Annotated in this window: 22 protein-coding genes; 6 read left to right on the top strand and 16 right to left on the bottom strand. The window is 67.9% G+C overall.

The window, feature by feature from the left end; genetic code table 11:
• Positions 1-86: 86 nt before the first annotated feature.
• The 11 genes from pyk to uraH form a co-directional block, all read right to left on the bottom strand.
• Entirely contained in the window at positions 87-1,577 is a 1,491-nt protein-coding gene (pyk, locus tag RAN53_RS01310; protein ID WP_305795014.1) for a pyruvate kinase, read from the bottom strand.
• Complete coding sequence (locus RAN53_RS01305) at positions 1,574-2,914, bottom strand: glycerate kinase (protein ID WP_305795013.1); 1,341 nt, start codon at positions 2,912-2,914, stop codon at positions 1,574-1,576. Before RAN53_RS01305 ends, pyk begins: the two co-directional genes overlap by 4 nt.
• 363 nt (positions 2,915-3,277) lie before the next feature.
• On the bottom strand, positions 3,278-4,165 hold the full coding sequence (locus RAN53_RS01300; RefSeq protein ID WP_305795012.1) for a 2-hydroxy-3-oxopropionate reductase: 888 nt from the start codon (positions 4,163-4,165) through the stop codon (positions 3,278-3,280).
• Between the two features lie 186 nt (positions 4,166-4,351).
• Positions 4,352-5,131 carry a hydroxypyruvate isomerase gene (gene hyi, locus RAN53_RS01295; protein ID WP_305795011.1) on the bottom strand — a complete coding sequence of 260 codons (780 nt, stop codon included), beginning with the start codon at positions 5,129-5,131 and terminating at the stop codon, positions 4,352-4,354.
• 159 nt (positions 5,132-5,290) lie between these two features.
• The gene (gene gcl, locus RAN53_RS01290) at positions 5,291-7,066 is read right to left on the bottom strand and encodes a glyoxylate carboligase (protein ID WP_305795010.1); all 1,776 of its coding nucleotides are present in this window, start codon (positions 7,064-7,066) and stop codon (positions 5,291-5,293) included.
• 178 nt (positions 7,067-7,244) lie between these two features.
• Entirely contained in the window at positions 7,245-7,730 is a 486-nt protein-coding gene (locus RAN53_RS01285) for an ureidoglycolate lyase (RefSeq protein WP_305795009.1), read from the bottom strand.
• Positions 7,731-7,901: 171 nt separating this feature from the next.
• Entirely contained in the window at positions 7,902-8,735 is an 834-nt protein-coding gene (locus RAN53_RS01280; protein ID WP_305795007.1) for a bifunctional allantoicase/(S)-ureidoglycine aminohydrolase, read from the bottom strand.
• Positions 8,736-8,965: 230 nt separating this feature from the next.
• Entirely contained in the window at positions 8,966-9,895 is a 930-nt protein-coding gene (gene puuE / locus RAN53_RS01275; RefSeq protein ID WP_305795006.1) for an allantoinase PuuE, read from the bottom strand.
• A gap of 121 nt (positions 9,896-10,016) precedes the next feature.
• Entirely contained in the window at positions 10,017-10,733 is a 717-nt protein-coding gene (locus RAN53_RS01270) for a GntR family transcriptional regulator (protein WP_305795005.1), read from the bottom strand.
• A 143-nt stretch (positions 10,734-10,876) separates the two neighbouring features.
• A complete protein-coding gene (locus RAN53_RS01265; RefSeq protein ID WP_305795004.1) occupies positions 10,877-12,082 on the bottom strand; it encodes a urate hydroxylase PuuD in 1,206 nt (401 codons plus the stop codon).
• A gap of 52 nt (positions 12,083-12,134) precedes the next feature.
• Positions 12,135-12,488, bottom strand: a complete 354-nt coding sequence (uraH, locus tag RAN53_RS01260) for a hydroxyisourate hydrolase (RefSeq protein ID WP_023007285.1) — start codon at positions 12,486-12,488, stop codon at positions 12,135-12,137.
• Positions 12,489-12,686: 198 nt separating this feature from the next.
• Here uraH and uraD point away from each other — a divergent pair, with 198 nt between their 5' ends.
• The gene (uraD, locus tag RAN53_RS01255; RefSeq protein WP_305795003.1) at positions 12,687-13,220 is read left to right on the top strand and encodes a 2-oxo-4-hydroxy-4-carboxy-5-ureidoimidazoline decarboxylase; all 534 of its coding nucleotides are present in this window, start codon (positions 12,687-12,689) and stop codon (positions 13,218-13,220) included.
• Between the two features lie 183 nt (positions 13,221-13,403).
• Here uraD and RAN53_RS01250 read toward each other — a convergent pair whose 3' ends face one another.
• Together RAN53_RS01250 and RAN53_RS01245 are read right to left on the bottom strand one after the other, a co-directional pair.
• The gene (locus tag RAN53_RS01250) at positions 13,404-14,855 is read right to left on the bottom strand and encodes a uracil-xanthine permease family protein (RefSeq protein WP_305795002.1); all 1,452 of its coding nucleotides are present in this window, start codon (positions 14,853-14,855) and stop codon (positions 13,404-13,406) included.
• 123 nt (positions 14,856-14,978) lie between these two features.
• On the bottom strand, positions 14,979-15,830 hold the full coding sequence (locus RAN53_RS01245) for an outer membrane protein OmpK (RefSeq protein ID WP_305795001.1): 852 nt from the start codon (positions 15,828-15,830) through the stop codon (positions 14,979-14,981).
• A 215-nt stretch (positions 15,831-16,045) separates the two neighbouring features.
• On the opposite strand from RAN53_RS01245, the gene RAN53_RS01240 reads away from it, so the two are divergent.
• Positions 16,046-16,684: a phosphoribosyltransferase gene (locus tag RAN53_RS01240; RefSeq protein WP_305795000.1), complete on the top strand. Its 639-nt coding sequence runs from the start codon at positions 16,046-16,048 to the stop codon at positions 16,682-16,684.
• A 66-nt stretch (positions 16,685-16,750) separates the two neighbouring features.
• Here the strand turns inward: RAN53_RS01240 and RAN53_RS01235 are convergent, their stop codons facing one another.
• Positions 16,751-17,104 carry a phasin family protein gene (locus RAN53_RS01235; protein ID WP_305794999.1) on the bottom strand — a complete coding sequence of 118 codons (354 nt, stop codon included), beginning with the start codon at positions 17,102-17,104 and terminating at the stop codon, positions 16,751-16,753.
• Positions 17,105-17,211: 107 nt separating this feature from the next.
• On the bottom strand, positions 17,212-17,919 hold the full coding sequence (locus RAN53_RS01230) for a glutathione S-transferase family protein (protein WP_305794998.1): 708 nt from the start codon (positions 17,917-17,919) through the stop codon (positions 17,212-17,214).
• A 334-nt stretch (positions 17,920-18,253) separates the two neighbouring features.
• Here RAN53_RS01230 and RAN53_RS01225 point away from each other — a divergent pair, with 334 nt between their 5' ends.
• The gene (locus RAN53_RS01225) at positions 18,254-19,954 is read left to right on the top strand and encodes an L-lactate permease (protein WP_305794997.1); all 1,701 of its coding nucleotides are present in this window, start codon (positions 18,254-18,256) and stop codon (positions 19,952-19,954) included.
• A gap of 120 nt (positions 19,955-20,074) precedes the next feature.
• Here the strand turns inward: RAN53_RS01225 and glcC are convergent, their stop codons facing one another.
• Positions 20,075-20,854, bottom strand: coding sequence for a transcriptional regulator GlcC (gene glcC, locus RAN53_RS01220; protein ID WP_161430805.1), 780 nt, complete (start codon positions 20,852-20,854; stop codon positions 20,075-20,077).
• Positions 20,855-21,025: 171 nt separating this feature from the next.
• On the opposite strand from glcC, the gene glcD reads away from it, so the two are divergent.
• The 3 genes from glcD to glcF are packed head-to-tail and all read left to right on the top strand — an operon-like array spanning position 21,026 to position 24,940.
• The gene (gene glcD, locus RAN53_RS01215; RefSeq protein WP_305794996.1) at positions 21,026-22,516 is read left to right on the top strand and encodes a glycolate oxidase subunit GlcD; all 1,491 of its coding nucleotides are present in this window, start codon (positions 21,026-21,028) and stop codon (positions 22,514-22,516) included.
• A 26-nt stretch (positions 22,517-22,542) separates the two neighbouring features.
• On the top strand, positions 22,543-23,676 hold the full coding sequence (gene glcE, locus RAN53_RS01210) for a glycolate oxidase subunit GlcE (RefSeq protein ID WP_305794995.1): 1,134 nt from the start codon (positions 22,543-22,545) through the stop codon (positions 23,674-23,676).
• Positions 23,677-23,695: 19 nt separating this feature from the next.
• Positions 23,696-24,940: a glycolate oxidase subunit GlcF gene (glcF, locus tag RAN53_RS01205; protein ID WP_305794994.1), complete on the top strand. Its 1,245-nt coding sequence runs from the start codon at positions 23,696-23,698 to the stop codon at positions 24,938-24,940.
• The last annotated feature ends 172 nt before the right edge of the window (positions 24,941-25,112 follow it).

Genomic DNA, 25,112 nt, shown 5'->3' with positions numbered 1-25,112 from the left:
TCGCACTTTTCGGGGCGGATGGCCACATGCAGCGAGCATCCTGTATACAGGATGCTCGCCATCGGAACGCCGCGATATGCCCGCCGTCACTGCCTGGGCAGATGACCGGCATTGACGTCGAGGATCTTCATCGTGTTGGTGCCGCCATGGGCGTTCATCTCGTCACCCCGGGTGAGGATCACGTGGTCGCCGGGCTCGGCGATACCCTTCTCCACCAGCAGGGCCAGGGCGCGGTCGTTGAGCTCCTCCGCGCTCATCTCGCTGGTATCGAAGGGCAGCGAGACCACCCCGCGATAGAGCGCCATGCGCCGCTGGGCGATGGCGCTGTGGGCCAGCCCGACGATGGGCAGCCCCGAACGGATGCGCGAGGCGATCAGCGGCGTGTAGCCGGTGGACGTCATGCAGGCGATGGCCGCCACACCGGAGAGATGGTTGGCGGCGTACATGGCGGAGAGCGCGATGGTCTCGTCGATCTGAGTGAATCCCTCGTGGATGCGATGTCCCGACTCCTGAGCGATCTTCTCGCGCTCGGCGCCCAGGCAGACCCGGTCCATGGCCTCGATGGTCTCCACGGGGAAGTCGCCGGCGGCGGTCTCGGCGGAGAGCATCACCGCGTCGGTGCCGTCGAGCACCGCGTTGGCGACGTCGAACACCTCGGCCCGGGTGGGCAGGGGCGAATCGATCATCGACTCCATCATCTGGGTGGCGGTGATCACCGCCCGGTTGAGCGTGCGGGCGCGCTTGATGATGCGCTTCTGGGTGCCGATCAGCTTCTCGTCGCCGATCTCGACTCCGAGGTCGCCGCGGGCCACCATCACCGCCTCGCAGGACTGGATGATGCCATCGAGGGTCGCCTCGCTGGCCACGGCCTCGGCACGCTCGAGCTTGGCCACCAGGCCGATCTCCTTGCCTGCCTCGCCCAGCAGCTCGCGGGCCTCGGCCATGTCGGCGGCGTTGCGCGGGAAGGAGACCGCCAGGTAGTCGACCCCGATCGCCACGGCGGTGGCCAGGTCCGCGCGGTCCTTGTCGGTGAGTGCCGGCGCCGAGAGGCCGCCGCCCTGCTTGTTGATGCCCTTGTTGTTAGAGAGCTTGCCGCCCACGATAACGGTGGTGTGGATCTCGCGCCCCTCGACGCCGCTGACGTCCAGCACCAGCCGGCCGTCGTCGAGCAGCAGGCGGTCACCGGGGGCGACGTCCTCGATCAGCTGCTTGTAATCGCAGCCCACACGCTCCCGGGTGCCCGCATCGCTTTCCAGCGCCATGTCGAGGATGAAGGCGTCTCCCTCCTCGAGCTCAACGGCACCCTCGGCGAAGCGGGCGATGCGGATCTTGGGGCCCTGCAGGTCGCCCAGGGCGGCGACACTCCTGCCCTGGCGGGCGGCGATCTCGCGCACCCGCTCGAGGCGGCGGCGATGGTCATCGGCCGCGCCGTGGGAGAAGTTGAGGCGCACCACGTCGACGCCGGCGGCGATCATCGCCTCGAGCACCCCCTCGCGGTCGCTGGCGGGGCCCAGGGTGGCGACGATCTTGGTGCGCCGGATGGGGTCGTGGATGGGGGCATGGGGGAGATGGCTCATGGTGTCCTCGGCAGGATCAGGATGGCACGGAAGTCGTTGACGTTGGTACGCGTGGGGCCGGTAACGATCAGCCGCTCCAGCGCCTGGAAGAAAGTGTAGGCATCATTGCGTGACAGAAAGGTGGCCGGGTCAAGCCCCTGCTTTCGGGCACGGGCCCAGTCGGCATCGGCGATCAGGGCCCCGGCGTTGTCCTCGGAGCCGTCGATGCCATCGGTGTCGATGGCCAGGGCGTGGATGCCCGGTGCGCCCTGAAGCGCCTCGAAGAGCCCCAGCAGGTACTCGACGTTGCGCCCGCCGCGGCCATCGCCGCGCACCGTGACGCTGGACTCGCCGCCGGAGAGCAGCAGCAGCGGCCGGCTGAGTCCCGCCTGGCTCGAGAGTGCCAGGTGCGCCTGGGCGCGCCCCAGCTCGCGAGCCTCGCCCTCGAGGTCATCGCCCAGCACACGCACCTCGATACCACTCGTCGCGGCGGCCACGCGGGCGGCCTCCAGGGCATCGGCGGCGCGAGCCAGCACCCGGGCACGGTCGCGGGCGAAGCCGGGATCATCGGGTGCAGGCGCCTGGCCGGCCCCCTCGAGGTGGCGCCGCACCGGGACGGGGATGGCGATGCCGTGACGCTCGAGGATGGCCAGGGCATCCGCCGGGGTGCTGGCGTCGGGCAGGGTCGGGCCGGAGGCGACCAGGGTCGGGTCGTCGCCGGGCACGTCGGAGATCACCCAGGTCAGCACCTGCGCCGGGTGAGCCGCGGCGGCCAGGCGCCCGCCCTTGATCGCCGAGAGGTGGCGGCGCACGGTGTTGATCTCACGGATCGGTGCCCCGCAGCGCAGCAGCTCACGGTTGAGCGCCTGCTTCTCGGCCAGGGTGATGCCGGGGGCCGGCAGGCTCATCAGCGCCGAGCCACCGCCGGAGATCAGCGCGATCACCAGGTCCTCCTCGCCCAGCGGCTCGACCGCCTCGAGCATGCGACGGGCGGCCTCCTCGCTCAGGCCGTCGGGCATGGGATGGGAGGCCTCGAGTACCTCGATCCGCCCGCAGGGCGCCTCGTGAACCTCGATACCGTGCCCGTAGCGGGTCACCACCAGCCCGTCGAGAGGGGCCTCGGGCTGGTGGGCCTGCCAGGCGCGCTCCAAGGTCGCGGCCATGGCGGCGGCGGCCTTGCCGGCACCCACCACCAGGGTGCGGCCGGCGGGCGGCGGGGGCAGTTCGCCGGGCAGCAGGCTGTCGGGGTGCACGGCGCGCACGGCGGTGTCGGCCAGGCCGCGCAGCCAGCTCAGGGCCTCCGGCGCCGACAGCGCGGCGATGGCCTCGGGGGAGGATGGGGACGGCGTGGCGACCATGGGGTTCTCCTCTGCGGCGGATGGCCCCACCGGGGCCATCCAGGAATTCTTGGGTCGTGAACGATCCGGGTTCGGGGATCATAAGCAGCGATCAGGGTTCGGGATCATAAGCAGCGATCCGGATTCGAGGATCATGCACGGTGCCCCGGGTTCGGGGTCCGTGAAAAAGGACCCGGCGACAGGTCGCGCCTGCCACCGGGAAAGGCCGCCGGGGCGGCCGGAAGGCGTGCGACGACCCGACGCCCGCCTTCCGGAGCCTACCGGATTCTGCCGCTCGTCGCCGAACGATGTCTGCCGGCAGGCCCTCGGGGAGCAGTCACCTCCCCTGTCCGCGCCGGCCCAGCACCGGGCCGGCGCCGGAACTCACGCCTGGCCCACCTCGTGGTTGGCCAGGGTCTCCAGGGCACGCAGGATGCCGGCATGGTCCCACTCGCCGCCGCCGTTGGCGGCACAGGCCTGGAACAGCTGCTGGGCGTTGGCGGTACCGGGCAGCGCCAGGTCGAGGCTGCGCGCGCCTTCCAGTGCCAGGTTGAGATCCTTCTGGTGCAGCTTGATCTTGAAGCCGGGATCGAAGGTGCGCTGGATCATGCGCTCGCCGTGCACGTCGAGGATCTTCGACTGGGCCAGCCCGCCGAGCAGCGATTCGCGCACCTTGGCCACGTCGGCGCCCGCCTTCGAGGCGAACAGCAGGCCCTCGGCCACCGCCTCGATGGTCAGGGCGACGACGATCTGGTTCGCCACCTTGCAGGTCTGGCCGGCGCCGTGGCCGCCGATATGGGTGATGGTCTTGCCCATCACCTCGAGGACCGGCCTGGCCCGGGTGAAACCCTCGTCGGTGGCGCCGACCATGATGGTCAGGGCGGCGTTGATGGCACCGCCTTCCCCGCCGGAGACCGGGGCGTCGACATACTCACCGCCGGCCTCATGGATGCGCCGGGCGAAGTCCTGGGTGGGGATCGGCGCGATGGAGCTCATGTCGATCACCAGGGTGCCGGGTTTCAGGCCCTCGATGACCCCATTCTCGCCGAACAGCACCTGCTCGACGTCCGGGGTGTCCGGCACCATGGTGATGATCACCTCGGCCTGCTCGGCGACCGCGCGGGGGCTTGCGAGCTCCTGCATGCCCTTGCTGGCCAGCGTCTCGTCGAGCTTGCCCCGCTTGACGGTGGTGAGCTCGTGGCCGGCGTCCAGCAGGTGGCCCGCCATGGGGCGACCCATGATGCCGAGGCCGATAAATCCGATCTTGCTCATGATCTCTCTCCTTTGTCTGTCTTGTCGTTGCAGTCCTGAGTAGAAGGCCTCTCCGCTCGAGGCTGACCCGTCGGCAGGCCTGCGAGGAGGCGCTGTAAACCCTTCCCTGGGCGCTACCGATGCCATCCCTGGCATAGGACCTCCTCTTCGGCCTGCCCCCGGCGCCTCTCGCTACTTACGGCGCGCTCAGCTCCGGGCGGCGTCCAGCCAGCCCAGGCCCTCCTGGGTGCGGCCGGCGGGCTTGTACTCGGCGCCGATCCAGCCCTGGTAGCCCAGGCGATCCAGGTGGGCGAACAGGAAGGGGTAGTTGATCTCCCCAGTGCCCGGTTCGTGACGCCCCGGGTTGTCGGCGATCTGCACATGGGCGATGCGACCGAGGTGCTTCTCGATGGTCGGCGCCAGGTCCCCCTCCATGATCTGCATGTGATAGATGTCGTACTGCAGCTTGAGGTTGTCGCTTGCCACCTCGTCGAAGATCTGGAGTACCTGCTCGGTGCGGTTGAGGAAGAAGCCCGGGATGTCGCGGGTATTGATCGGCTCGGCGATCAGCAGGATGCCGGCATCCGCGAGCTTGTCGGCGGCGTAGCGCAGGTTCCCGACCAGGGTCTGGCGTGCCTCGGCGTCGCTGACGCCCTCCGGCTTGATCCCGGCCAGGCAGTTGACCTGGGTATTGCCCAGCACGCGGGCGTAGGCGATGGCACGCTCGACCCCCTCGCGGAATTCGGCGACGCGCTCCGGGTGGCAGGCGATGCCGCGTTCGCCCGCGGCCCAGTCGCCCGCGGGCAGGTTGAACAGCACCTGAGTCAGGCCGTTGTCGTCGAGGCGCCGCTTGATCTCGGCGGCCTCGAAGTCGTACGGGAAGAGGTACTCCACGCCCTTGAAGCCGGCTTCTGCGGCGGCCTGGAAGCGGTCGAGGAAGTCCACCTCGGTGAACAGCATGCTGAGGTTGGCGGCAAACTTGGGCATCTTGGTCTCCTTGCTCAATTGGTCAGGGTGTGGGGCGCCGGGGACAAGCCGAAGAGGAGGTCCTATGCCAGGGATGGCATCGGTAGCGCCCATGGATGGGTTCACAGCGCCTCCTCGTAGGCTTGTCGACGGTTCAGCCCCACGCACTCCCGATGAAACTCAGGTCAGGGAAGCGATGGAGGTCGGCGCATCCTGGACGTTCTCGGCCAGGGCCTCGAACTCGTTGACGCCGTCCAGGTCGGTGCCCATGGCGATATTGGTCACCCGCTCGAGGATCACCTCCACCACCACCGGCACGCGATACTCGGCGGCCAGGCGGCGGGCCTCCTCCAGGGCCGGGGCGATGGCGTCGGGCTCGGTGACCCGCAGCGCCTTGCAGCCCAGCCCCTCTACCACCGAGACATGGTCCACGCCGTAGCCGTTGATCTCGGGGCAGTTGATGTTCTCGAAGGCGAGCTGCACGCAGTAGTCCATGTCGAAGCCGCGCTGGGCCTGGCGGATCAGCCCCAGGTAGGAGTTGTTCACCAGCACGTGCACCCAGGGCAGCTTGAACTGGGCGCCGGCGGCCAGTTCCTCGACCATGAACTGGAAATCATAGTCGCCGGAGAGCGCCACCACCTCGGCTTCGGGGTCGGCGCGGCGCACCCCCAGGGCAGCGGGAATGGTCCAGCCCAGCGGGCCGGCCTGACCGCAATTGATCCAGTGGCGCGGCTGGTAGACGTGCAGGAACTGGGCGCCGGCGATCTGCGACAGGCCGATGGTGCTGACATATCGGGTGTTGCGGCCGAAGACCCGGTTCATCTCCTCGTAGACCCGCTGCGGCTTGACCGGCACCTCGTCGAAGTGGGTCTTGCGCAGCAGGGTGTGCTTGCGCTCCTGGCAGGACTCGATCCAGCGGCTGCGCTGGCGCAGCCGCCCCTCGGCCTCGAGCTCGCGGGCCACCTCGAGGAAGAGTTCGAGCGCCGCCCCGGCGTCGGAAACGATACCGAAGTCGGGACCGAAGATGCGTCCGATCTGGGTCGGCTCGATATCCACGTGGACGAAGGTGCGGCCCCGGGTATAGGTCTCGACGTTGCCGGTGTGGCGGTTGGCCCAACGGTTGCCGATGCCCATCACGAAGTCCGACTCCAGCAGGGTGGCATTGCCGTAGCGATGGGAGGTCTGCAACCCCACCATGCCGGCCATCAGCGGGTGATCGTCGGGGATCGTGCCCCAGCCCATCAGGGTCGGGATCACCGGCACCCCGACGAGCTCGGCGAACGCCACCAGGCGATCGCTGGCGTCGGCGTTGATGATGCCGCCGCCAGCGACGATCAGCGGCCGCTCGGCCTGCTGCAGCATGGCGATGGCCTTCTCGGCCTGGGCCCGGGTGGCGGTCGGCCTGTAGACCGACAGCGGCTCGTAGGTCTCCGGGTCGAACTCGATCTCGCTCATCTGCACGTCGATGGGCAGGTCGATCAGCACCGGGCCGGGGCGCGCCGAGCGCATCAGGTGGAAGGCCTGCTGGAAGGCACGCGGCACCTGGGCCGGCTCCAGCACGGTGACGGCCCACTTGGTGACAGGCCCGGCGATCTCGCGGATGTCCACCGCCTGGAAGTCCTCCTGGTGCAGCTTGGCGCGGGGCGCCTGGCCGGTGATGCAGAGGATCGGGATGGAGTCCGCGGAGGCGGAGTAGAGGCCGGTGATCATGTCGGTGCCGGCGGGCCCCGAGGTCCCGATACACACCCCGATGTTGCCGGCTTTGGTGCGAGTGTAGCCCTCGGCCATGTGCGAGGCGCCCTCGACATGGCGGGCCAGGACGTGATCGACCCCACCCACCTTGCGCAGGGCGGCATAGAAGGGGTTGATGGCGGCGCCGGGCACGCCGAAGGCGACCTCGATACCTTCCTTGCGGAGCACGTGAACGGCGGCTTCTGCGGCGGTCATGCGGGCCATGACGGCTTCCTCCTGAGGGATTTATTTTTGTGGAAACATTTTCTGTATACCGAGACTAGGCCCGCCACAACGGAGCGTCAAGACTATGTGGAAAATATTTTCAAATATTCTTGTATCCAAAAAATACCCAAGCCGCTTCAGTGGCTTGGGTACCTGTAGGGAGGCCGTAGACCCTGCGTTACAGGACGACCTGTATCGACAGGGGGTATTCATCGCAGTTGTTCCCCTCGCCGCCGCGATCGACGACCAGGAACTCCCCTTCCCGCTCCAGCACCGACTGGATGGCATGCCAGGTGCCGGCGCGGTAGTTGACCCCCTGGCGCCCGTCGGTGACGAAGGCACGCACCTCGGCAGGATCGATCTCGTCACCCGGTGGCGCCACCACCACCACGAAGCGTTCCTCATGCAGCGGCATGAAGGCCTGGCTGCCCAGTGGATGACGCTCCAGGAAGTCGAGTTCCAGGGGTAGCGTCACCGGCTGGCTGACGAAGAGGCTGATCAGCGTCCGCGCGCCCTCCCCCAGGGTCTCGACCTTGGCCAGGTCATGGTGGCGCCGGGTGCGCCCGGCGTTGATGGGAAACCAGTCGGCGGTGCGGGCGTCGATAACGTCGCCGAAGGGCGCGAAGGCCTCGGCCGTCAGCGGTTCGGCTTTCAGTTCCAGCATGTCGTTCTCCTGACCATTTCTGGCTCTCCTATCGGGGCTTACCCGGCGACAGGCCCCGGAGTGCCGGACCAGATCGGGGGCGCTGTGAATACGTCCCTGTACGCTACCTCGGCCGTCCCTGGTCCTCGGACCCCCTCCAGGCCTGTCCCCGGCGCCCCTCCCGTCAAGCTCTCAGCGCATCGCCGGCCGCAGCGCGGCGTGGCGATTGACGTCCTTGTAGAGCAGGTAGCGGAACGAGCCCGGGCCGCCGGCATAGCAGGCCTGGGGGCAGAAGGCGCGCAGCCACATGAAGTCGCCGGCCTCGACCTCCACCCACTCCTGGTTGAGGTGGTAGACCGCCTTGCCCTCGAGCACGTAGAGGCCATGCTCCATGACGTGGGTCTCGTCGAAGGGGATCACCGCGCCGGGCTGGAAGGTAACGATGTTGACGTGCATGTCGTGGCGCACGTCCTCGGGGTCGACGAAGCGGGTGGTCGCCCAGCGTCCCTCGGTGCCCGGCATCTCGTTGGGGGCGATATCGTTCTCGTTGACCACGAAGGCTTCCGGCACCTCGATGCCCTCGACCCGCTCGTAGGCCTTGCGCACCCAGTGGAAGCGCACCGGGGCGTCGGATTCGTTGCGCAGCTGCCACTTGCTGCCCGGCGGCAGGAAGGCATAGCCGCCGGGCACCATGCGGTGGCGCTCGCCGGCCAGGGTCAGGGTCATCTCGCCCTCCACCACGAAGAGCACCCCCTCGGCCTCGGGGTCGGGCTCGGGACGCTCGCTGCCGCCGCCGGGGGAAACCTCCATGATGTACTGGGAGAAGGTCTCGGCGAAGCCGGAGAGCGGGCGCGCCAGCACCCACAACCGGGTCTTCTCCCAGAACGGCAGGTTGCTGGTGACGATGTCGCGCATCACCCCCCGGGGAATGAAGGCGTAGGCCTCGGTGAACACCGCCCGGTCGGAGAGCAGCTGGGTCTGGGGCGGATGCCCGCCATGCGGGGCATAGTAGGTGCGTTGGTTCATGGTGTGTCCTGAAAAGGCTTGGGCCGAAAGCCGTGCCCGTGGCAGACATCGCTCGAGGCTGATCCGGCGACAGGCCTGTTCGGGGGCGCTGTGAACCCCTCCCTGGGCGCTACCGATGCCATCCCTGGCATAGGACCCCCTCCAGACCTGTCCCCGGCGCCTCTCGCTTCGGGAAGCGGCAGTTCAAAGATGTTCGCCAGAATGCCGCGCATCCGGACGAGTGATATGACTCAGCGCCCCGGCGCCGGATGATGCTCCGCCCAGTGTCGGGCGATATCCACGCGGCGCGCCACCCAGACCCGGTCGTGGGCCTCGATATGGTCGAGGAAGCGCTGCAGGGCGCGGAAGCGGCCGGGGCGCCCCAGCAGGCGGCAGTGCATGCCGATGGAGAGCATCTTCGGCGACTCCTCCCCTTCGGCGTAGAGGACGTCGAAGGCGTCGCGCAGGTAGGTGAAAAAGTGGTCGGCGGTGTTGAAGCCCTGGGGCGCGGCGAAGCGCATGTCGTTGGTGTCCAGGGTGTAGGGCACCACCAGATGATCATGCTCGACACCCTGGCTATCCTTCTCGCGGGTCCAGAACGGCAGGTCGTCGCCGTAGTAGTCGCTGTCGTAGAGGAAGCCGCCCTCGTCGAGCACCAGACGACGGGTGTTGGGGCTGTCGCGGCCGGTGTACCAGCCCAGCGGCTTCTCCCCGTAGAGGCGCTGGAAGATCGCCATCGCCTTCTGCAGGTGCTCGCGCTCGACGTGCTCGGGCACCTCCTGGTAGTGGATCCAGCGATAGCCGTGGCAGGCGATTTCATGGCCCAGCTCCTTGAAGGCGTGGGCCACCTCGGGGTGGCGCTCCAGCGCCATGGCCACGCCGAACACGGTAAGCGGCAGGCCGCGGCGCTCGAACTCTCGCAGGATGCGCCACACCCCCGCCCGCGACCCGTACTCGTAGATCGACTCCATGCTCAGGTGGCGATCCGGGTAACTGGCCGCGCCGATGATCTCGGAGAGGAACTGCTCGGAGCCCTCGTCCCCATGGAGCACGCAGTTCTCGCCGCCCTCCTCGTAGTTGAGCACGAACTGCACGGCGATCCGGGCGTTGCCGGGCCAGTTGGCGTGGGGCGGGGTGCGGCCGTAGCCGATCAGGTCGCGGGGGTAGGAGGAAGCGCTCATGCCATCACCTTGTTGTTACTGGACGGCACGACATTGGGACCAATGCCGAACCTTTTTTGTATACAACAAGAAATGTACTCCTGCCGCTTCGGCGGCGCAAGCCCGCCGCTGCCCCCGGGTGTCAAACGTGGAAGATGCGATGCAGGTCCGGCGTCTCCTGCTCCTCCTCGACAATCGCCAGGGTGGCCTCCACGGCGCGCAGGTGCTCTCCCATCCGCACAGCGGCCTCGTCCCCCCTGCCCTTCGCCAGCAGCGCGATCAGCGCATCGTGGTCATGGGTCTCGCACCCCAGGTGGCCGGGCATCCCGTAGACCGCCAGGATCAGCGAGGAGCGGAAGCAGAGTCGCTCGACGAAGTCGGCCAGGGTGGCATTGCCGGCCAGGCGTGCCAGGCGAGTGTGGAAGTCCGCCGAATGGCGGATCGCCGCGCTGTGATCGTCCTCTCTCAGCGCCTGCTGCTCGCGGGCGGAGAGCTCTCGCAACGCCTCGGCACCCTGCGCATCGATACGCCTTGCCACCTCGGGCATCAGCCCGCACTCGACCATCTGGCGGGCCTCGAAGACCTCCCGGGCTTCCTCGGCGGTGGGCCGGGTGACGCTGGCGCCGCGCCGCGGGGTGAGGGTGACCAGCTGCTCCAGCGCCAGGCGCTGGAGGATCTTGCGGATGCCGGTGCGGCTGACCCCGAACACCTCCGCCAGGGCATCCTCGCGCAGGCGCGCGCCGGGCTTGAGGCGATGCTCGATGATGGCATCGCTGATCGCCCGGTGGATCGCCTCGTGGCGCTCGGCGCCGTCACCGTTCTTGCCGCGGCGGCTGGGGACCTCCTGACGCTGGTTCATGTGGCCTGGCTCCCTGTGGTTGGCTGTCCTCATTGTATACGCGACGCCGGTGAAATCATGCCCCCGACCCGAGACAAGGCCCAAGACAAGAGGACCCGCCACGTGGGCGGGTCAAGGGAGTCATCATGCGGGTGACTCAGGGATCATTCCGACCAGGCGGCAATGGTCTCGCGCTCCTCCTCGGTCATGCCGGTGATATTGCCCAGTGGCATGTAGCCACTGGCCACCACCTCACGAATCTTGTCTCGCTGCTGCAGGATCTGCGCATGGGTATCGTAGGCAAGCCCTGCGGGGGGTGCATTGAAGCCAGGTTGACTAGGTTCGCTGGCATGGCAGGCGGCACAACGGGTCTCGATGATCGGCTGCACCTCGGCCATGCCCACGGACACCGACGCCTGGGCCTGGCCGGCGTTGCCACCGACGCTGGGCATGGCGACCCAGAAGGCCACCGCGATCAGCGCGGTGCCGGCCACCGGGTAGGCGGGCTGGATCCTGCCGGCGTGCATCAAGACGAAGAACTGGCGGATCAGCGCGCCGGCGAAGATGAACAGCGACATGATCACCCAGGCCTGCTCGTGGGAGTAGGCGAAGGAGTAGTGGTTGCTGATCATCAGCAGCACCACCGGCAGGGTGAAGTAGGTGTTGTGTACCGAGCGCTGCTTGCCGCGCTTGCCATCCAGCGGGTTGGGGGCCTCGCCCGCCTTCATGGCCTTCACCATGCGGCGCTGCCCCGGAATGATCCAGAAGAAGACGTTGGCCGACATGGCGGTGGCCATCACTGCGCCGGTGAGCAGGAAGGCCGCGCGGCCGGAAAAGATCTGGGTGCTCAGGTAGGAGACCACCACCATCATCACCGCCACCGCGACGCTGAGCAGGCCGTCGCGGGTCATGTTCGGGCTGATGCGCTTGCACAGCTCGTTGTAGACCACCCAGCCGCCGAGCAGGAACAGCAGCGCCACCACGTTGGCCTGCCAGCCGCTCATGTTGGCGGCCCACGCCCAGCTGGCATTGGGGTTGACCAGGTAGAAGCTGGGGTTGGCCATATAGAGCAGGATGAACAGCGCAAAGCCCGACAGCCAGGTGGTGTAGGCCTTCCAGAACGACCAGTGCAGGTCCTCGGGCAGCTTGGCCGGCGCCGTGGCGTACTTCTGGTTGTGGTAGAAGCCGCCGCCGTGCACCGCCCACATCTCGCCGAACACGCCCTTGTCGCGGTCCTCGGCGGCCTTCGGCGTGCGCAGGCCGTTGTCCAGCATCACGAAGTAGATGGATTCGCCGATCCAGGCAATGGCCGCGATGACGTGCAGCCAGCGCAGCATGAAGTTTCCGAAATCCAGCAGATAGGCTTGCATAGGGGGGCCTCGTCTAGCGTCTTGTTATGGGCATCTCGGCGGGGGCAGCCCCTCAGCTTCCGCGGTAGGTGGAGTAGCCATAGGGCGAGAGCAGCAGCGGCACATGGTAGTGCGCGCCGGCATCGGCCACGCCGAAGCGCAGCGGGATCACGTCCAGGAAACGCGGCTCCTCGGCCTCGACACCCTGGGCACGCAGGTAGTCCCCGGCATGGAAGACCAGTTCGTACTGGCCGGCAGCGAAGGCCTCGCCCTCGAGGATCGGCGCGTCACAGCGCCCGTCGTCGTTGGTCACCACCTCCTTCAGGCGGGTGCGGCTCTCGCCCTCCAGGCGATAGACCTCGATGCGGATGCCCTCTCCCGGGCGACCCTGAGCAGTGTCGAGTACGTGGGTGGTCAGGCGTCCCATGATGGGTGCTCCTCGTGTAGCAGGATGGATGGTCATGAACGAACCGGGTTTCGCTTGTCGGTGCAGGTGCCCGAGGCTACCCTCACTCTGTGAAAACAGTTTTAGACATTTTTGCAGTACATTTCAAAACATTTTTTGTATACATTTATTCGGAGCATTCGCCAGAACTACCCGACCACCCCCTGAAGGAGCATCACCATGAGCGACAGGACCCTGAGCCCACGCCCCAGCCAGCTGGACCAGGCCGCCTTCGTGGCCGCCTACGGCGAGATCTACGAGCACTCCCCCTGGGTCGCCGAGCTGACCTGGGAGAAGGGTCTCACGGCGGCACAGGACACCCCCGAGGGACTCGCCGGGGCGATGGGCGAGGTACTCGCCGCCGCCCCCGCCGAGCGCCAGCTGGAGGTGATCCGCGCCCACCCGGATCTCGCCGGCAAGGCCGCCATCGCCGGGGAGCTCACCGACGACTCTACCCGCGAGCAGGCCGGCGCCGGCCTCGACCAGTGCTCCCCGGAGGAGATGGCCCGCTTCGAGCGGCTCAACGAGGCCTACAAGGCGAAGTTCGGCTTCCCCTTCGTGATGGCGGTCAAGGGCAGCGACCGCTACGCCATCCTCGACGCCTTCGAGACACGCCTGGAGAACAACCCCGCCGAGGAACGCCGCACCGCGGTGGCGCAGATCAACCGCATCGCCCGCTTTCGCCTGGAGGCCAGGGCCGACGCCGGGCAGTGACATCAACAGGGGGGCACACCTGCCCCCCATATCCCATTAGCGGGGCGCCGGATAACCGGCGCCCCGCTTGTCGTCGGTGTCATGAAAGCTGGCGTCGTCGGCCGAGCCGGCGAAACGCCGCCGCCCGGCATCGGGCCGGGCGGCGGCCTCTGTCGAGACCCGGCTGCGGGACCAGACGCGGGGTCAGCGGCAGGCCTGGGGCGTGCCCTCGGTGCCATCCGTGCCGCGGCTGTCCGCCTCGGGGACCGGCTGGGCATCCGGGTCCTGGCCCGCGGCCTCGGCGTCGGCACGGGCGATCTCCTCGCGTTCGCGCCGCTCGTCGGCCAGGGAGCGATGCGGCAGCACCAGGTTGAGCACGAAGGAGGTGATCGCCGCCACCACGATGGGCGCGCCGCCGATGACGTTCTGCAGCATCTCGGGGAACTGCTCGATGGCCGACGGCACCTGGGAGATGCCCAGCGCCAGTGCCAGGGAGAGGCCGACGATGGTGACGTTGCGGGCCGAGAGCTCGTCCTTGATGAGCAGCTGGATGCCGGTCATGGTGATCATCCCGAACACCGTGATGGTGGAACCGCCCAGCACCGGGTAGGGAATGGTGGTCATGATGGCGCTGAACTTGGGACTCAGCCCGGCCAGCAGCATGAACACACCGGCGATGGCCAGCACCGAGCGGCTGATCACCTTGGTCATGGCCACGATGCCCACGTTCTGGCTGAAGGTGGAGGTGGGCAGCGCCGCGAACAGCGCGCTCACCGCGGTGGTCAGGCCGTTGCCGAGCAGGCCGCCGGTGAGCTCGCGGGTCTTCAGCTCGCGATTCATGCCCGCCACGCTGGTGGCGGAGAGATCGCCGATGGTCTGCACCGAGTTGATCACGCAGATCACCACCATGGAGACGATCGCCGCGGAGTGGAACTCCAGCTCGAAGGGCATGAACCGCGGCACCGCCAGCCAGCTCGCCTCGGCCACCGAACTGAAGTCGACCATGCCCATCGGCAATGCCACCGCGTAGCCGACCAGGATACCGACGATGATCGCCGAGAGCCGCACCACGCCGCGGCCGAACTGGGAGGCGCCGAGAACTGCCAGCAGGGTGATGATGCCCACCATCCAGTTGGCGGGGTCACCGAAGCCCTCGGCGTTGACGTTGCCGCTGCCCGCCATGTAGCGGATGGCGATGTCGTAGAGCGAGAGGCCGATCACCAGCACCACGGTGCCCGCCACGATGGGCGGAAAGAGGTGGCGGATATACTGGATGAAGTAGCCGACCACCATCATGGTGATGCCGCCGATCAGCTGGGCACCGAGGATCCCCTCGATGCCGAACTGTCCGCCCACGGCGATCAGGGTCGGCACATAGGCGAAGCCGACGCCGAAGATCGCCGGCAGGCGCGCGCCGAACTTCCAGACGCCATAGAGGTGGAACAGGGTACAGACGCCCGAGGCGAGCACCGCCACCTGGATCAGCAGCAGCTTCTCCTGGGGCGTCGAGCCGACCACACCGGCGATGATGATGGGGGGCGTGATCACGCCGGCGATCATCGCCAGCACGTGCTGCAACGAGATGGGCAGGGCCTTGTAGACCGGCGGCCGCCCGTCGAAATCGAACAGCGAGGTGTTGCGAGTCTTGTTTTTCATGATGGGGCTATCCGGGGGCTGTTATTGTCCGTCGTCCATGGATACCGCATGTCGACATCGATGACCATTAATCTGTCGTCGATTAAATATAAAGTTGTATACATCAATGTCGCCTGACGGCGTTCAGAAGTGCCACTCGAGCTGCAGGGTCGGCGCGTCGGTGTCCACGCCAGGCTTGCCGTGGTTACCGAACTTGTTGCGCCAGTACTCGTAGCCGACACCGGCCCACAACTGGTTCTCCCCGCCCCAGGCCAGCTGGCCCACATCGAGCATCAGCGAGGTGCGCATCAGCTGCTCGGGCTCGGTGTCGATGCCCTGATAGTCCTCGCCCTTCTCGCCGTTGTAGTTGTAGAACCCCTGGAACTTGAGACCCGCGGCGCCGACCTCGAAGGGCACCCCCCAGGCCAGGTTGAGCTGGTAATAGGGGTCGAACTCGACCTCGTTGACGTCGCAGAAGCCCGCCCCGCAGTGGTTCCATTCGTGAGCATAGAAGAGGCTGATGTCGACGAAGCCCTGGGGTACGTCGAACTTGAGCGTCGGCCCCGCCACCAGCAGGCGCTTGCGCGGCGCAAACGCGGTGTTCTTGGTGTTGAGGTCGAAGCCGCCGGTCAGCGCCACCTCCTTGACCGGTCCGAACGCCATCGGCTCACCGGTCAGCTTGCCGAGGTGCAACTGGTGACGGTAGGTCAGGTAGGCCTCGGTGGCGCCGGTATCTCCGCCGCTGGCCGGGTCGGCGCTGTCCGACTGCAGCAGGTCCAGATTGAGGAAATGCTGGCCCAGGGCGTAGCCGCTCACATGGGTGAACTGCAGTACGTGCTTCTCGATATCCTGTGGATTGCCGGGCTCGGTGAACTGGGTGCCGTAGCGGTAGCCGAGGAAGGTGTCGCTCCAGGTTGCCGCCTGGGCGCTGCCGGCGACCAGGCCGCCGAGCAGCAGGACGACGCCAAGGCACCGCTTTGGGGTGGGCTCTCGCATGGAAGAGATCTCCGCTTGTTGTGTTTATTGGATACAAGCGAGCGGACTCGCTGTGTACACAATAGCCCAACAAACCATGTTCGGAAAACCATTCCATTTTCTTTCACTGCTCGACACCTCCGCCGGACGCGGACGCCACCAAGGCAGACGCGTCGAGGGGAAGCGCCCTCTCTTCTAGACTGAAGAAGAGAGAAAGGCGCCTAAGGAGATCCCGCATGTTCCGCAACCGTCACGCCGCGGCCGAAGGGCTCGCCGCGGCCCTTGCCCACCTCAAGGGAGAACACCCATTGGTACTGGCCATCCCCCGCGGCGGGGTACCCATGGGCCGGGTGATCGCCGACGCCCTCGAGGGCGAGCTGGACGTGGTGCTGGTGCGCAAGATCGGCGCCCCCGGCAACCCGGAGTACGCCATCGGCGCGGTGAGCGAGGATGGCAGCGTGCACATGGAGGAGACGGCAAGGGAGTACCGCGACGACTGGATTGCCCGGGAGGTGGAGAGGCAACGGGAGCTGATCGAGGAGCGCCGTCGGCGCTATACGCCGGTGCGCTCTCCGATCGACCCGGCCGGGCGCATCGTGGTGGTGGTGGACGACGGCAGCGCCACCGGGGCGACCATGGCCGCGGCACTGGCCACATTGCGCCAGCGCGGGCCCGCACGCCTGGTCGCCGCGCTGGGGGTTGCGCCCCCTGACACCCTGGCGCGCCTGGAGACGCTGGCCGACGAGGTGGTCTGCGGCGAGGTGCCCGAACGCTTCGGTTCCGTGGGACGGTTCTTCGCCGACTTCGACCAGGTCAGCGATGACCAGGTGGTGGCGCTGCTCGAGGCGGGTCGCGACGGCCGCCCGACCGGGTAGGGCGCCCAACGACAGCGGGCCGCCCCGAGGGGCGGCCCGCTGTCACTACCCGAAAAGGCGTCAGGCTTACTTGGTGCCGACGGCCTTCAGGCTCTCCTCGACCAGCTTCTGACCCTTCTGCAGGTAGTCCTGGTTGAGGGTAGAGAGCGTCTCCACGTCGGCCTTGACGTGGTCACCGAGGTCCTGGGCGGCCTTCTGCTGACCCTCGAAGGCCTGCTTGAAGCCGTCGGCATCGCGCACCGCGATCCAGGTGCGGGCCTGGGCCAGGCTCAGGTCGGTGTAGCGACGCGCGGCGTCGAACTGGGCACCGACAAGCTTCTCGGTGTACTCGAGTGCCAGCGAACCATAGGCGCGGGCGGGCTCGACGAAGAGCCCTTCGAACTGCTCGGTCGCTTTCTGCTGGGTTGCCTTGGTGGTCATGGAACACCTCCGTCTCTGGGGCCGAACAGGACGACATGTCCTGTGTTGCAATGCAACATAGCAGGCACTTTTGTGCATTGCAACATCGAACTTTCCCTGCCGCCCCCTCAGCGATAGGCCCCCTCGAGGTCGGTGATGCGCATCGCCTTTCGCCCCAGCCCGTCGTGCCGGTCGAGCATGCGCTCGATCCAGGCGTGGACCGGGTCGGCATTGGAGACCAGGTCGGCACTGGAGACACAGCGCGCCCACATGAAGCAACCGAAGACGAGGTAGTCGGCCCCCGCCGGGGCGTCGCCATCCAGGTAGTCCGCCTCCTTGAGCCGGCCGCGCAGCGGCTCGAGGCCGGCATCCAGCTGGGTGAGCCCCTTCGCCGGCGAGTGGAACTCCTCCAGGGTGCGGCCGAAGCGCTTCTCGCGGCTCTCGCGGAAGTAGGCCCGGTCGTCGGGGTGGATGGCGTTGAACAGGTCCATGATGATGGTCCGCATGATGGCCGGCGCCAGGGTGCGCTCGGCATAGTGGCGGAAGAAACTCGCTCGCCCCTCGGCCAGGTCGTCGCCCAGCAGCGGCGCCTCGGGGTAGGCCCGATCCAGATAGCGCATGATCTCGTAGCTGTCGGTCACCACGGTCTCGCCGTCCACCAGCACCGGCACCTTGTCATGGTCGGCGAAGGCCAGCGCCGCCTTGTCGGTGAAGCGCCAGGGGCGGGTCTGAACCTCGAGCCCCTTGTGGGCCAGGGCGTAGCGCACGCGCCAGCAGTAGGGCGAGAAACGCAGTCCCTCGTCGACGCCGCACAGGTCATAGAGCACTCGCGTCATGCCATCTCCTCGTTCACGTGATGATCGGTGTGGTACCGATGCAGTCTGGCAGCGATTGCCATGGCCGCCAATAGCGGCCGCCACCTGTCCATTAGTCTAACAATCATCGACGTGCGCCCCCCGCCGACCCGCCGGCACCACGACCTTTCTCCAGGCTCGACAAATGGTTAGGTGCCATGTTGGCTCCCTCAGCGGTCGTCAAAATTTGGTCATACCAATTTCCCAACTATGGAAAGCGCGCCGACCAGGCCTTAAGGTCCCGCTGACCAACACCCCCGGCCGGCGCTGTGCCGGCCGGAAACAACGCTGACTGCTGATCGAGGATACCCGCTCCATGAATGACACCCTCCTTGCACTGCTGGCCTTCGTGCCCCTGGTGCTTGCCGGTGTACTGCTGATCGGTCTGCGCATGGCGGCCAGGACCGCCATGCCGATCGTCTTCGTGGTCACCGCCATCATCGGCCTGTTCGCCTGGGAGATGAGCGCCACCCGCGTGCTGGCCTCCACCCTCCAGGGCCTGATCCTCACGGTATCGATCCTGTGGATCATCTTCGGGGCCATCCTGCTGCTCAACACCCTGAAGCACTCCGGCGGCATCAAGGCCATTCGCAACGGCTTCTCCGGGATCAGCCCGGACCGCCGCGTCCAGGCGATCATCGTCGCCTGGCTGTTCGGCTGCTTCATCGAGGGCGCCTCCGGCTTCGGCACTCCCGCCGCCGTGGCCGCCCCGCTGATGGTCGCCCTGGGCTTCCCGGCGCTGGCCGCCGTGGTGGTGGGCATGATGATCCAGTCCACCCCGGTCTCCTTCGGTGCCGTGGGCACGCCGATCGTGGTGGGCGTCTCCGGCGGCCTGGACCGCATCGGCATCACCGAGACCCTGGAGGCCGGCGGCGCGAGCTGGATGGAGTACTTCCGCCTGATCGCCGGCGAGGTGGCGGTGATCCACGGCATCGTGGGCATCCTGATGCCGCTGATCATGGTGGTGATCATGGTGCGCTTCTTCGGCGCCAACCGCTCCTGGAAGGAGGGCCTCTCCATCGCGCCCTTCGCGATCTTCGCCGGGGTCAGCTTCGTGGTGCCCTACATGCTGGCCGGCGTGCTGCTGGGGCCGGAATTCCCGTCGATGATCGGCGCCATGGTCGGCCTGGCCATCGTCGTGCCCGCCGCCCGCCGCGGCTTCCTGATTCCCAGGGACAGCTGGGACTTCCCCGAGGCCTCTTCCTGGCCCGACCAGTGGATCGGCAAGCTCGAGATCAAGCTGGATGACGTCACCGGCAAGTCGCCGATCTCCACCCTGATGGGCTGGGTCCCCTACGTGCTGCTGGCGGTGATCCTGGTCGCCTCGCGTACCATCGAACCGTTCAAGAACGCGCTGACCTCCTTCGCCTTCGGCTGGAGCGACATCCTCGGCGAGGCGGGCGTCTCAGGCAGCATCCAGCCGCTCTACCTGCCCGGCGGCATCCTGCTGATGGTGGTGCTGCTCACCGCCCTGCTCCATCGCATGCGCCTGGGCGAGCTCAAGGCCGCCTTCGGCGAGTCCACCCGCACCATCTTCGGCGCCGGCTTCGTGCTGATCTTCACCATCCCCATGGTGCGGATCCTGATCAACTCAGGCGTCAACGCCGCCGACCTGGTCTCCATGCCGGTGGCCATGGCGCAGCTGGTGGCCGACAGCGTGGGCGGGGTCTATCCGTTCTTCGCCCCGGCCGTGGGCGCGCTGGGGGCCTTCATCGCCGGCTCCAACACGGTCTCCAACCTGATGCTGTCCGACTTCCAGTTCAACGTCGCCCAGCAGCTCGGCCTCTCCACCGCCTTCATGGTGGCACTGCAGGCCGTGGGTGCCGCGGCGGGCAACATGATCGCCATCCACAACGTGGTTGCGGCCTCGGCCACCGTGGGTCTGCTCGGCCGCGAGGGCGAGACCATCCGCAAGACGATCCTGCCGACGATCTATTACCTCGTCTTTACCGGGATCATCGCGCTGGTCGCCTTCTATGTGCTGGGCATCGGCGACCCGCTGCTCGGCCTCGGCTGACCGACCAGCCCATGTCGCGCAATACCATCGCCCCCGGCCCTGCCGGGGGCGATGCATTTACGCGTCAGGAAAGGCGACTCGTCAGGAAGGGCTGCGTGCCACAAGAGGCAGGAAGTCAGGCTACTCCCACCCCTCCAGGCGCATCGCCGAGCGCTCCAGGCGCTCGTCCTCGGCCTCGATCTCGCGCAGCGCCTCACCGAGGCCGTTGAGGTGCTCCAGCGCCACGCGCTGGGCCAGCTGCGGCTTGCCCTTGACCACGGCGTCGTGAAGCCTGGCGTGCTGGCGATTGATCATCTCCCGGGGCTCCGGGCGGTGGTAGAGGTTCTTCACCGAGGCGAACACCGAGCTGAGCAGCAGGTCGGTGAGGCTCTGCAGGGTGTGCACAAGCACCGGGTTGTGGGAGGCCTGCGAGATCGCCAGATGGAAGGCGTGGTCGAGGCGCGCCAGGCGCTCGACGTCGATGGGGTCGGCGCTCGCCACATAGTCAGCCATCTCCCGGTAGCGTCGGGTGATCAGCACCCGATCGGCCGGATTGCCGCGGCTGGCGGCCAGGCGTGCCGACTCTCCCTCGAGCAGGGCACGCACCTCGAGCAGGTCGAAGAGGGTGCGGGGGTGATCGCGGAAGAGGTGCATCAGCGGGCTCTGCTCCCGCGCGGGCAGCAGCGAGGCCACCGTCGAGCCACGCCCCTGGCGGGTCTCGATGATGCCCTTGCTGCGCAGGATACGCAGCCCCTCGCGCAGCGAGGCGCGCGATACCCCCAGCCGTTCGCACAGCCGCCGTTCCGAGGGCAGCAGCTGCCCGGTGCGGAAGATGCCGTCGAGGATCAGCCGCTCGAGGCGCGCGGCCACCCCTTCCGGGGTGCGCTGTCCGCTGAAGGGTTCATCGGGGGTCGACAACATGGAATCCTCCGGATAGACCAATGTCTGGTCTGACCAGTGCACCACAGGCTGGACAGTACCACCAGCGTTGCCACGATAATGTGACGCTAGAAGTGTGCCGAGAGACGCGCCGCGGACGCGAGAGACGCCATCCCGGCCATTCCGCCCTGACGAGACGCATGGGGAGCCACGATGAACACCCAGTACGACGCCCGACTCGACGGCGAGCCACCCCGCATCGCCCAGGCCGAGGTCCTCGCCGACCTGCGCCAGGCCCTGCCCGGCATGACCCTGCTGCATCGCGAGGAGGACCTGCGCCCCTTCGAGTGCGACGGCCTCTCCGCCTATCGCGCCCTGCCGATGCTGGTGGCGCTGCCCGAGACCCTCGAGCAGGTCGAGACCCTGCTCAAGCGCTGTCATGCCCTGGGCGTGCCGGTGGTGACCCGGGGTGCCGGCACCGGCCTCTCCGGCGGCGCCATGCCGCTTTCCCACGGCGTGCTGCTGGTGCTGTCGCGCTTCAGCCGCATCCTCGAGATCGACCCCGACGCGCGCACCGCCCGGGTCCAGCCCGGGGTGCGCAATCTGGCGATCTCCGAGGCGGCCAGCCCCTACGGGCTCTACTACGCCCCCGACCCCTCCTCCCAGATCGCCTGCTCCATCGGCGGCAACGTGGCGGAAAACGCCGGCGGCGTGCACTGCCTCAAGTACGGCCTCACGGTGCACAACGTCATCAGGGTGGAGGTTCTCACCATCGAGGGCGAGCACATGACCCTGGGCTCCGACGCCCTGGACGCCCCCGGCTTCGACCTGCTGGCGCTGTTCAACGGATCCGAAGGCATGCTCGGGGTGGTCACCGAGATCACCGTCAAGCTGCTGCCCAAGCCCGAGACCGCCAAGGTGCTGATGGCCAGCTTCGATGATATCGAGAAGGCCGGCGACGCCGTGGGGGCCATCATCGCCGCGGGGATCATCCCCGGGGGCCTGGAGATGATGGACAACCTGGCGATCCGTGCCGCCGAGGACTTCATCGGCGCCGGTTACCCGGTGGAGGCCGAGGCGATCCTGCTCTGCGAGCTGGACGGCGTGGAGGCCGACGTCGACGACGACTGCGCCACCGTGCGTCGCGTGCTGGAGCAGGCCGGCGCCACCGATATCCAGCTGGCCCGGGACGAGGCCGAGCGCGCGCTGTTCTGGGCCGGACGCAAGAACGCCTTCCCCGCCGTGGGGCGCATGTCGCCGGACTACTACTGCATGGACGGCACCATTCCCCGCCGCGAGCTGGCCCGGGTGCTCAAGGGCATCGGCGATCTCGGCGAGGAGTATGGCCTGCGCGTCGCCAACGTCTTCCACGCCGGCGACGGCAACATGCACCCGCTGATCCTCTTCGATGCCAACCAGCCCGGTGAATTCGAGCGCGCCGAGGAGCTGGGCAGCCGCATCCTCGAGCTGTGCGTCGAGGTGGGTGGCACCATCACCGGGGAGCACGGCGTGGGCCGCGAGAAGATCCACCAGATGTGCGTGCAGTTCAGCCCGGGCGAGCTTGTCACCTTCCGCGCCGCCAAGGCGGCCTTCGACCCGCACGGGCTGCTCAACCCCGGCAAGAACATTCCCACGCCGGCGCGCTGCTCCGAGTTCCGCCTGACCAAGAGCGCCGGCGACGCTCCCGCCCCCACCCAGGCCTGAGAGCCACGGCCGAGAGACAGGACGACATGGTGACCACTCACGACACCCCTCATCACGACATTCCCGGCCATGATGCCAGCGAGGCGCTGGCCGAGCGCATCCGCCGCGCCGAGGCCGAGGGCACCCCGCTGCGCCTGGTCGGCGGCGACACCAAGGCCTTCTTTGGTCGCAAGGTTCAGGGCCGCACCGGCGAGGCCGAGGCCCTCTCCACCCGCGAGCACCGCGGCATTACCGAGTACGACCCGGTGGAACTGATCGTCTCGGTACGCGCCGGCACTCCGCTGCGCGAGCTCGAGGCGGCGCTGGCCGCCAACGGGCAGATGCTGCCCTGCGAGCCGCCCCACTTCGGCGACGACGCCACGGTGGGCGGCATGATCGCCACCGGCCTCTCCGGCCCGCGACGCCCCTGGGCCGGCAGCGTGCGCGACTTCGTGCTGGGCACCCGCATCATCACCCGCCAGGGCAGCGAGCAGCGCTTCGGCGGCCAGGTGATGAAGAACGTCGCCGGCTACGACCTCTCGCGGCTGATGGTGGGCGCCCAGGGCACCCTGGGGCTGATCACCGAGGTCTCCATGAAGGTGCTGCCGCTGCCCGGCGCCAGCCGCAGCCTGCACCTGGATATGCCGCTGAAGGATGCCCTGGAGAAGCTCGCCGAGTGGGGCCGCCAGCCGCTGCCGATCACCGCCGCCGCCTGGCTCGACGGCGCCCTGCACCTGCGCCTGGAGGGCGGCCCCAGCTCGGTGGCCGCCACCGCCGAGCGCCTGGGCGGCGACGAGCTGCTCGACGGCTTCTGGGAGGCCCTGCGCGAGCAGCGGCTGGACTTCTTCGCCGCCGAGGACCCGCGCGCACTGTGGCGGCTCTCGTTGCCCCACCACACCCCGGTGCTCGAGGTACCCGGCGTGACCGTCGAGACCGACGTGCTCTACGACTGGGCCGGCTGCCAGCGCTGGGTGCGCAGCGACGCCGACGCCGAGGCGATCCGTTCAGTGGCGCGCCAGGCCGGCGGCCACGCCACCTGCTGGCGAGGCGCCGGCGGCAAGGCGGTGGACGAACCCTTCACCCCGCTCGACCCGGTGATCGAGAAGTACCACCGCAACCTAAAGGCCCAGCTGGACCCCCAGGGGATCTTCAACCCCGGCCGGCTCTACGCGGCATTCTGAGACACGGGGAGACGCCACCATGCAGACGCACTTCACCGCCGAAGACCTCCAGAAGCCGCATATCCGCGAGGCAGATCGGGTGCTGCGCACCTGCGTGCACTGCGGTTTCTGCAACGCCACCTGCCCCACCTACCAGCTGCTGGGAGACGAGCGCGACGGCCCCCGCGGGCGCATCTACCTGATCAAGGAGATGCTCGAGGCCCCCGAGGGCAGCGACAAGGTCACCGAGGAGACCCGGCTCCACCTCGACCGCTGCCTCACCTGCCTCAACTGCGAGACCACCTGCCCCTCGGGGGTGGAGTACCACAAGCTGATCAACATCGGTCGCGCCGAGGTCGAGCGCCGGGTGCCACGCAAGCCCGCCGAACGCGCGCTGCGCTATGGCCTGCGCAAGGCGCTGGTGGAGCCGCAGCGCTTCCAGGCGCTGCTCAAGCTGGGCCTCACCTTCAGACCGCTGGTGCCGGGCGTGCTCAGGGACAAGATGCCTCCCGCCCCGGTGGATGCCGGCCAGCGCCCCGAGGGCAGCCGCCACACCCGCCGGATGCTGATCCTGGAGGGCTGCGTGCAGCCGGGCCTCTCGCCCAATACCAACGCCGCCACCGCCCGGGTGCTCGACCGCCTGGGCATCGGCCTGACCCCGGTGGCCGAGGCCGGCTGCTGCGGCGCGCTGGAGTTCCATCTCAACGCCCAGGACGACGGGCGCGCCCGGGCACGGGCCAATATCGACGCCTGGTGGCCGCATATCGAGAAAGACGGTGAGGCCGGGGTGGAAGCCATCGTGCAGACCGCCAGCGGCTGCGGCGCCTTCGTCAAGGAGTACGCCGAGATCCTCGCCCATGACCCCGACTACGCCGACAAGGCCGCCCGGGTGAGCGAGCTGGCGAAGGACCTGGTCGAGGTGCTGCGCGACGAGGCCCTGGACGGCCTCGAGGTGAAACAGGGCCGCCGGCTCGCCTTCCACTGCCCCTGCACCCTGCAGCACGCCCAGAAACTCGGCGGTGCCGTGGAAAGCGTGCTGACCCGGCTCGGCTTCGCGCTGACCCCGGTGGCCGACGCCCACCTCTGCTGCGGCTCGGCGGGCACCTACTCCATCACCCAGCCGGAGCTCTCCAAGCAGCTGCGCGACAACAAGCTCGACAACCTCGAGGCCGGCAACCCCGAGGTGATCGTCACCGCCAACATCGGCTGCCAGACTCACCTCAATGGCGCCAACCGCACCGAGGTGCGCCACTGGATCGAGATCGTGGATGAGGCACTCGCGTAACACCCGCCTCTCACTCGAGCGAGGAGCGTCGGGGGCAAGCCGAAGGGGAGGTCCTACGCCAGGGAAGGCGTCGGTAGCGTACAGGGAAGTATTCACAGCGCCTCCCCGAAGGCTCGCCGCCGAGTCAGCTCCAAGCCTGTTTCCCCCTGCAACAGCTTTACATCACAAAGAG

This window comes from Halomonas sp. SSL-5 (genome assembly GCF_030708455.1).
Lineage (GTDB): Bacteria > Pseudomonadota > Gammaproteobacteria > Pseudomonadales > Halomonadaceae > Halomonas.
This window is presented reverse-complemented; position numbering and strand designations above follow the sequence as displayed.

Coding starts and splice junctions, on each gene's coding strand:
- pyk (WP_305795014.1), bottom strand. CDS start 1,577: ATGAGCCATCTCCCCCATGCCCCCATCCACGACCCCATCCGGCGCACC.
- RAN53_RS01305 (WP_305795013.1), bottom strand. CDS start 2,914: ATGGTCGCCACGCCGTCCCCATCCTCCCCCGAGGCCATCGCCGCGCTG.
- RAN53_RS01300 (WP_305795012.1), bottom strand. CDS start 4,165: ATGAGCAAGATCGGATTTATCGGCCTCGGCATCATGGGTCGCCCCATG.
- hyi (WP_305795011.1), bottom strand. CDS start 5,131: ATGCCCAAGTTTGCCGCCAACCTCAGCATGCTGTTCACCGAGGTGGAC.
- gcl (WP_305795010.1), bottom strand. CDS start 7,066: ATGGCCCGCATGACCGCCGCAGAAGCCGCCGTTCACGTGCTCCGCAAG.
- RAN53_RS01285 (WP_305795009.1), bottom strand. CDS start 7,730: ATGCTGGAACTGAAAGCCGAACCGCTGACGGCCGAGGCCTTCGCGCCC.
- RAN53_RS01280 (WP_305795007.1), bottom strand. CDS start 8,735: ATGAACCAACGCACCTACTATGCCCCGCATGGCGGGCATCCGCCCCAG.
- puuE (WP_305795006.1), bottom strand. CDS start 9,895: ATGAGCGCTTCCTCCTACCCCCGCGACCTGATCGGCTACGGCCGCACC.
- RAN53_RS01270 (WP_305795005.1), bottom strand. CDS start 10,733: ATGAACCAGCGTCAGGAGGTCCCCAGCCGCCGCGGCAAGAACGGTGAC.
- RAN53_RS01265 (WP_305795004.1), bottom strand. CDS start 12,082: ATGCAAGCCTATCTGCTGGATTTCGGAAACTTCATGCTGCGCTGGCTG.
- uraH (WP_023007285.1), bottom strand. CDS start 12,488: ATGGGACGCCTGACCACCCACGTACTCGACACTGCTCAGGGTCGCCCG.
- uraD (WP_305795003.1), top strand. CDS start 12,687: ATGAGCGACAGGACCCTGAGCCCACGCCCCAGCCAGCTGGACCAGGCC.
- RAN53_RS01250 (WP_305795002.1), bottom strand. CDS start 14,855: ATGAAAAACAAGACTCGCAACACCTCGCTGTTCGATTTCGACGGGCGG.
- RAN53_RS01245 (WP_305795001.1), bottom strand. CDS start 15,830: ATGCGAGAGCCCACCCCAAAGCGGTGCCTTGGCGTCGTCCTGCTGCTC.
- RAN53_RS01240 (WP_305795000.1), top strand. CDS start 16,046: ATGTTCCGCAACCGTCACGCCGCGGCCGAAGGGCTCGCCGCGGCCCTT.
- RAN53_RS01235 (WP_305794999.1), bottom strand. CDS start 17,104: ATGACCACCAAGGCAACCCAGCAGAAAGCGACCGAGCAGTTCGAAGGG.
- RAN53_RS01230 (WP_305794998.1), bottom strand. CDS start 17,919: ATGACGCGAGTGCTCTATGACCTGTGCGGCGTCGACGAGGGACTGCGT.
- RAN53_RS01225 (WP_305794997.1), top strand. CDS start 18,254: ATGAATGACACCCTCCTTGCACTGCTGGCCTTCGTGCCCCTGGTGCTT.
- glcC (WP_161430805.1), bottom strand. CDS start 20,854: ATGTTGTCGACCCCCGATGAACCCTTCAGCGGACAGCGCACCCCGGAA.
- glcD (WP_305794996.1), top strand. CDS start 21,026: ATGAACACCCAGTACGACGCCCGACTCGACGGCGAGCCACCCCGCATC.
- glcE (WP_305794995.1), top strand. CDS start 22,543: ATGGTGACCACTCACGACACCCCTCATCACGACATTCCCGGCCATGAT.
- glcF (WP_305794994.1), top strand. CDS start 23,696: ATGCAGACGCACTTCACCGCCGAAGACCTCCAGAAGCCGCATATCCGC.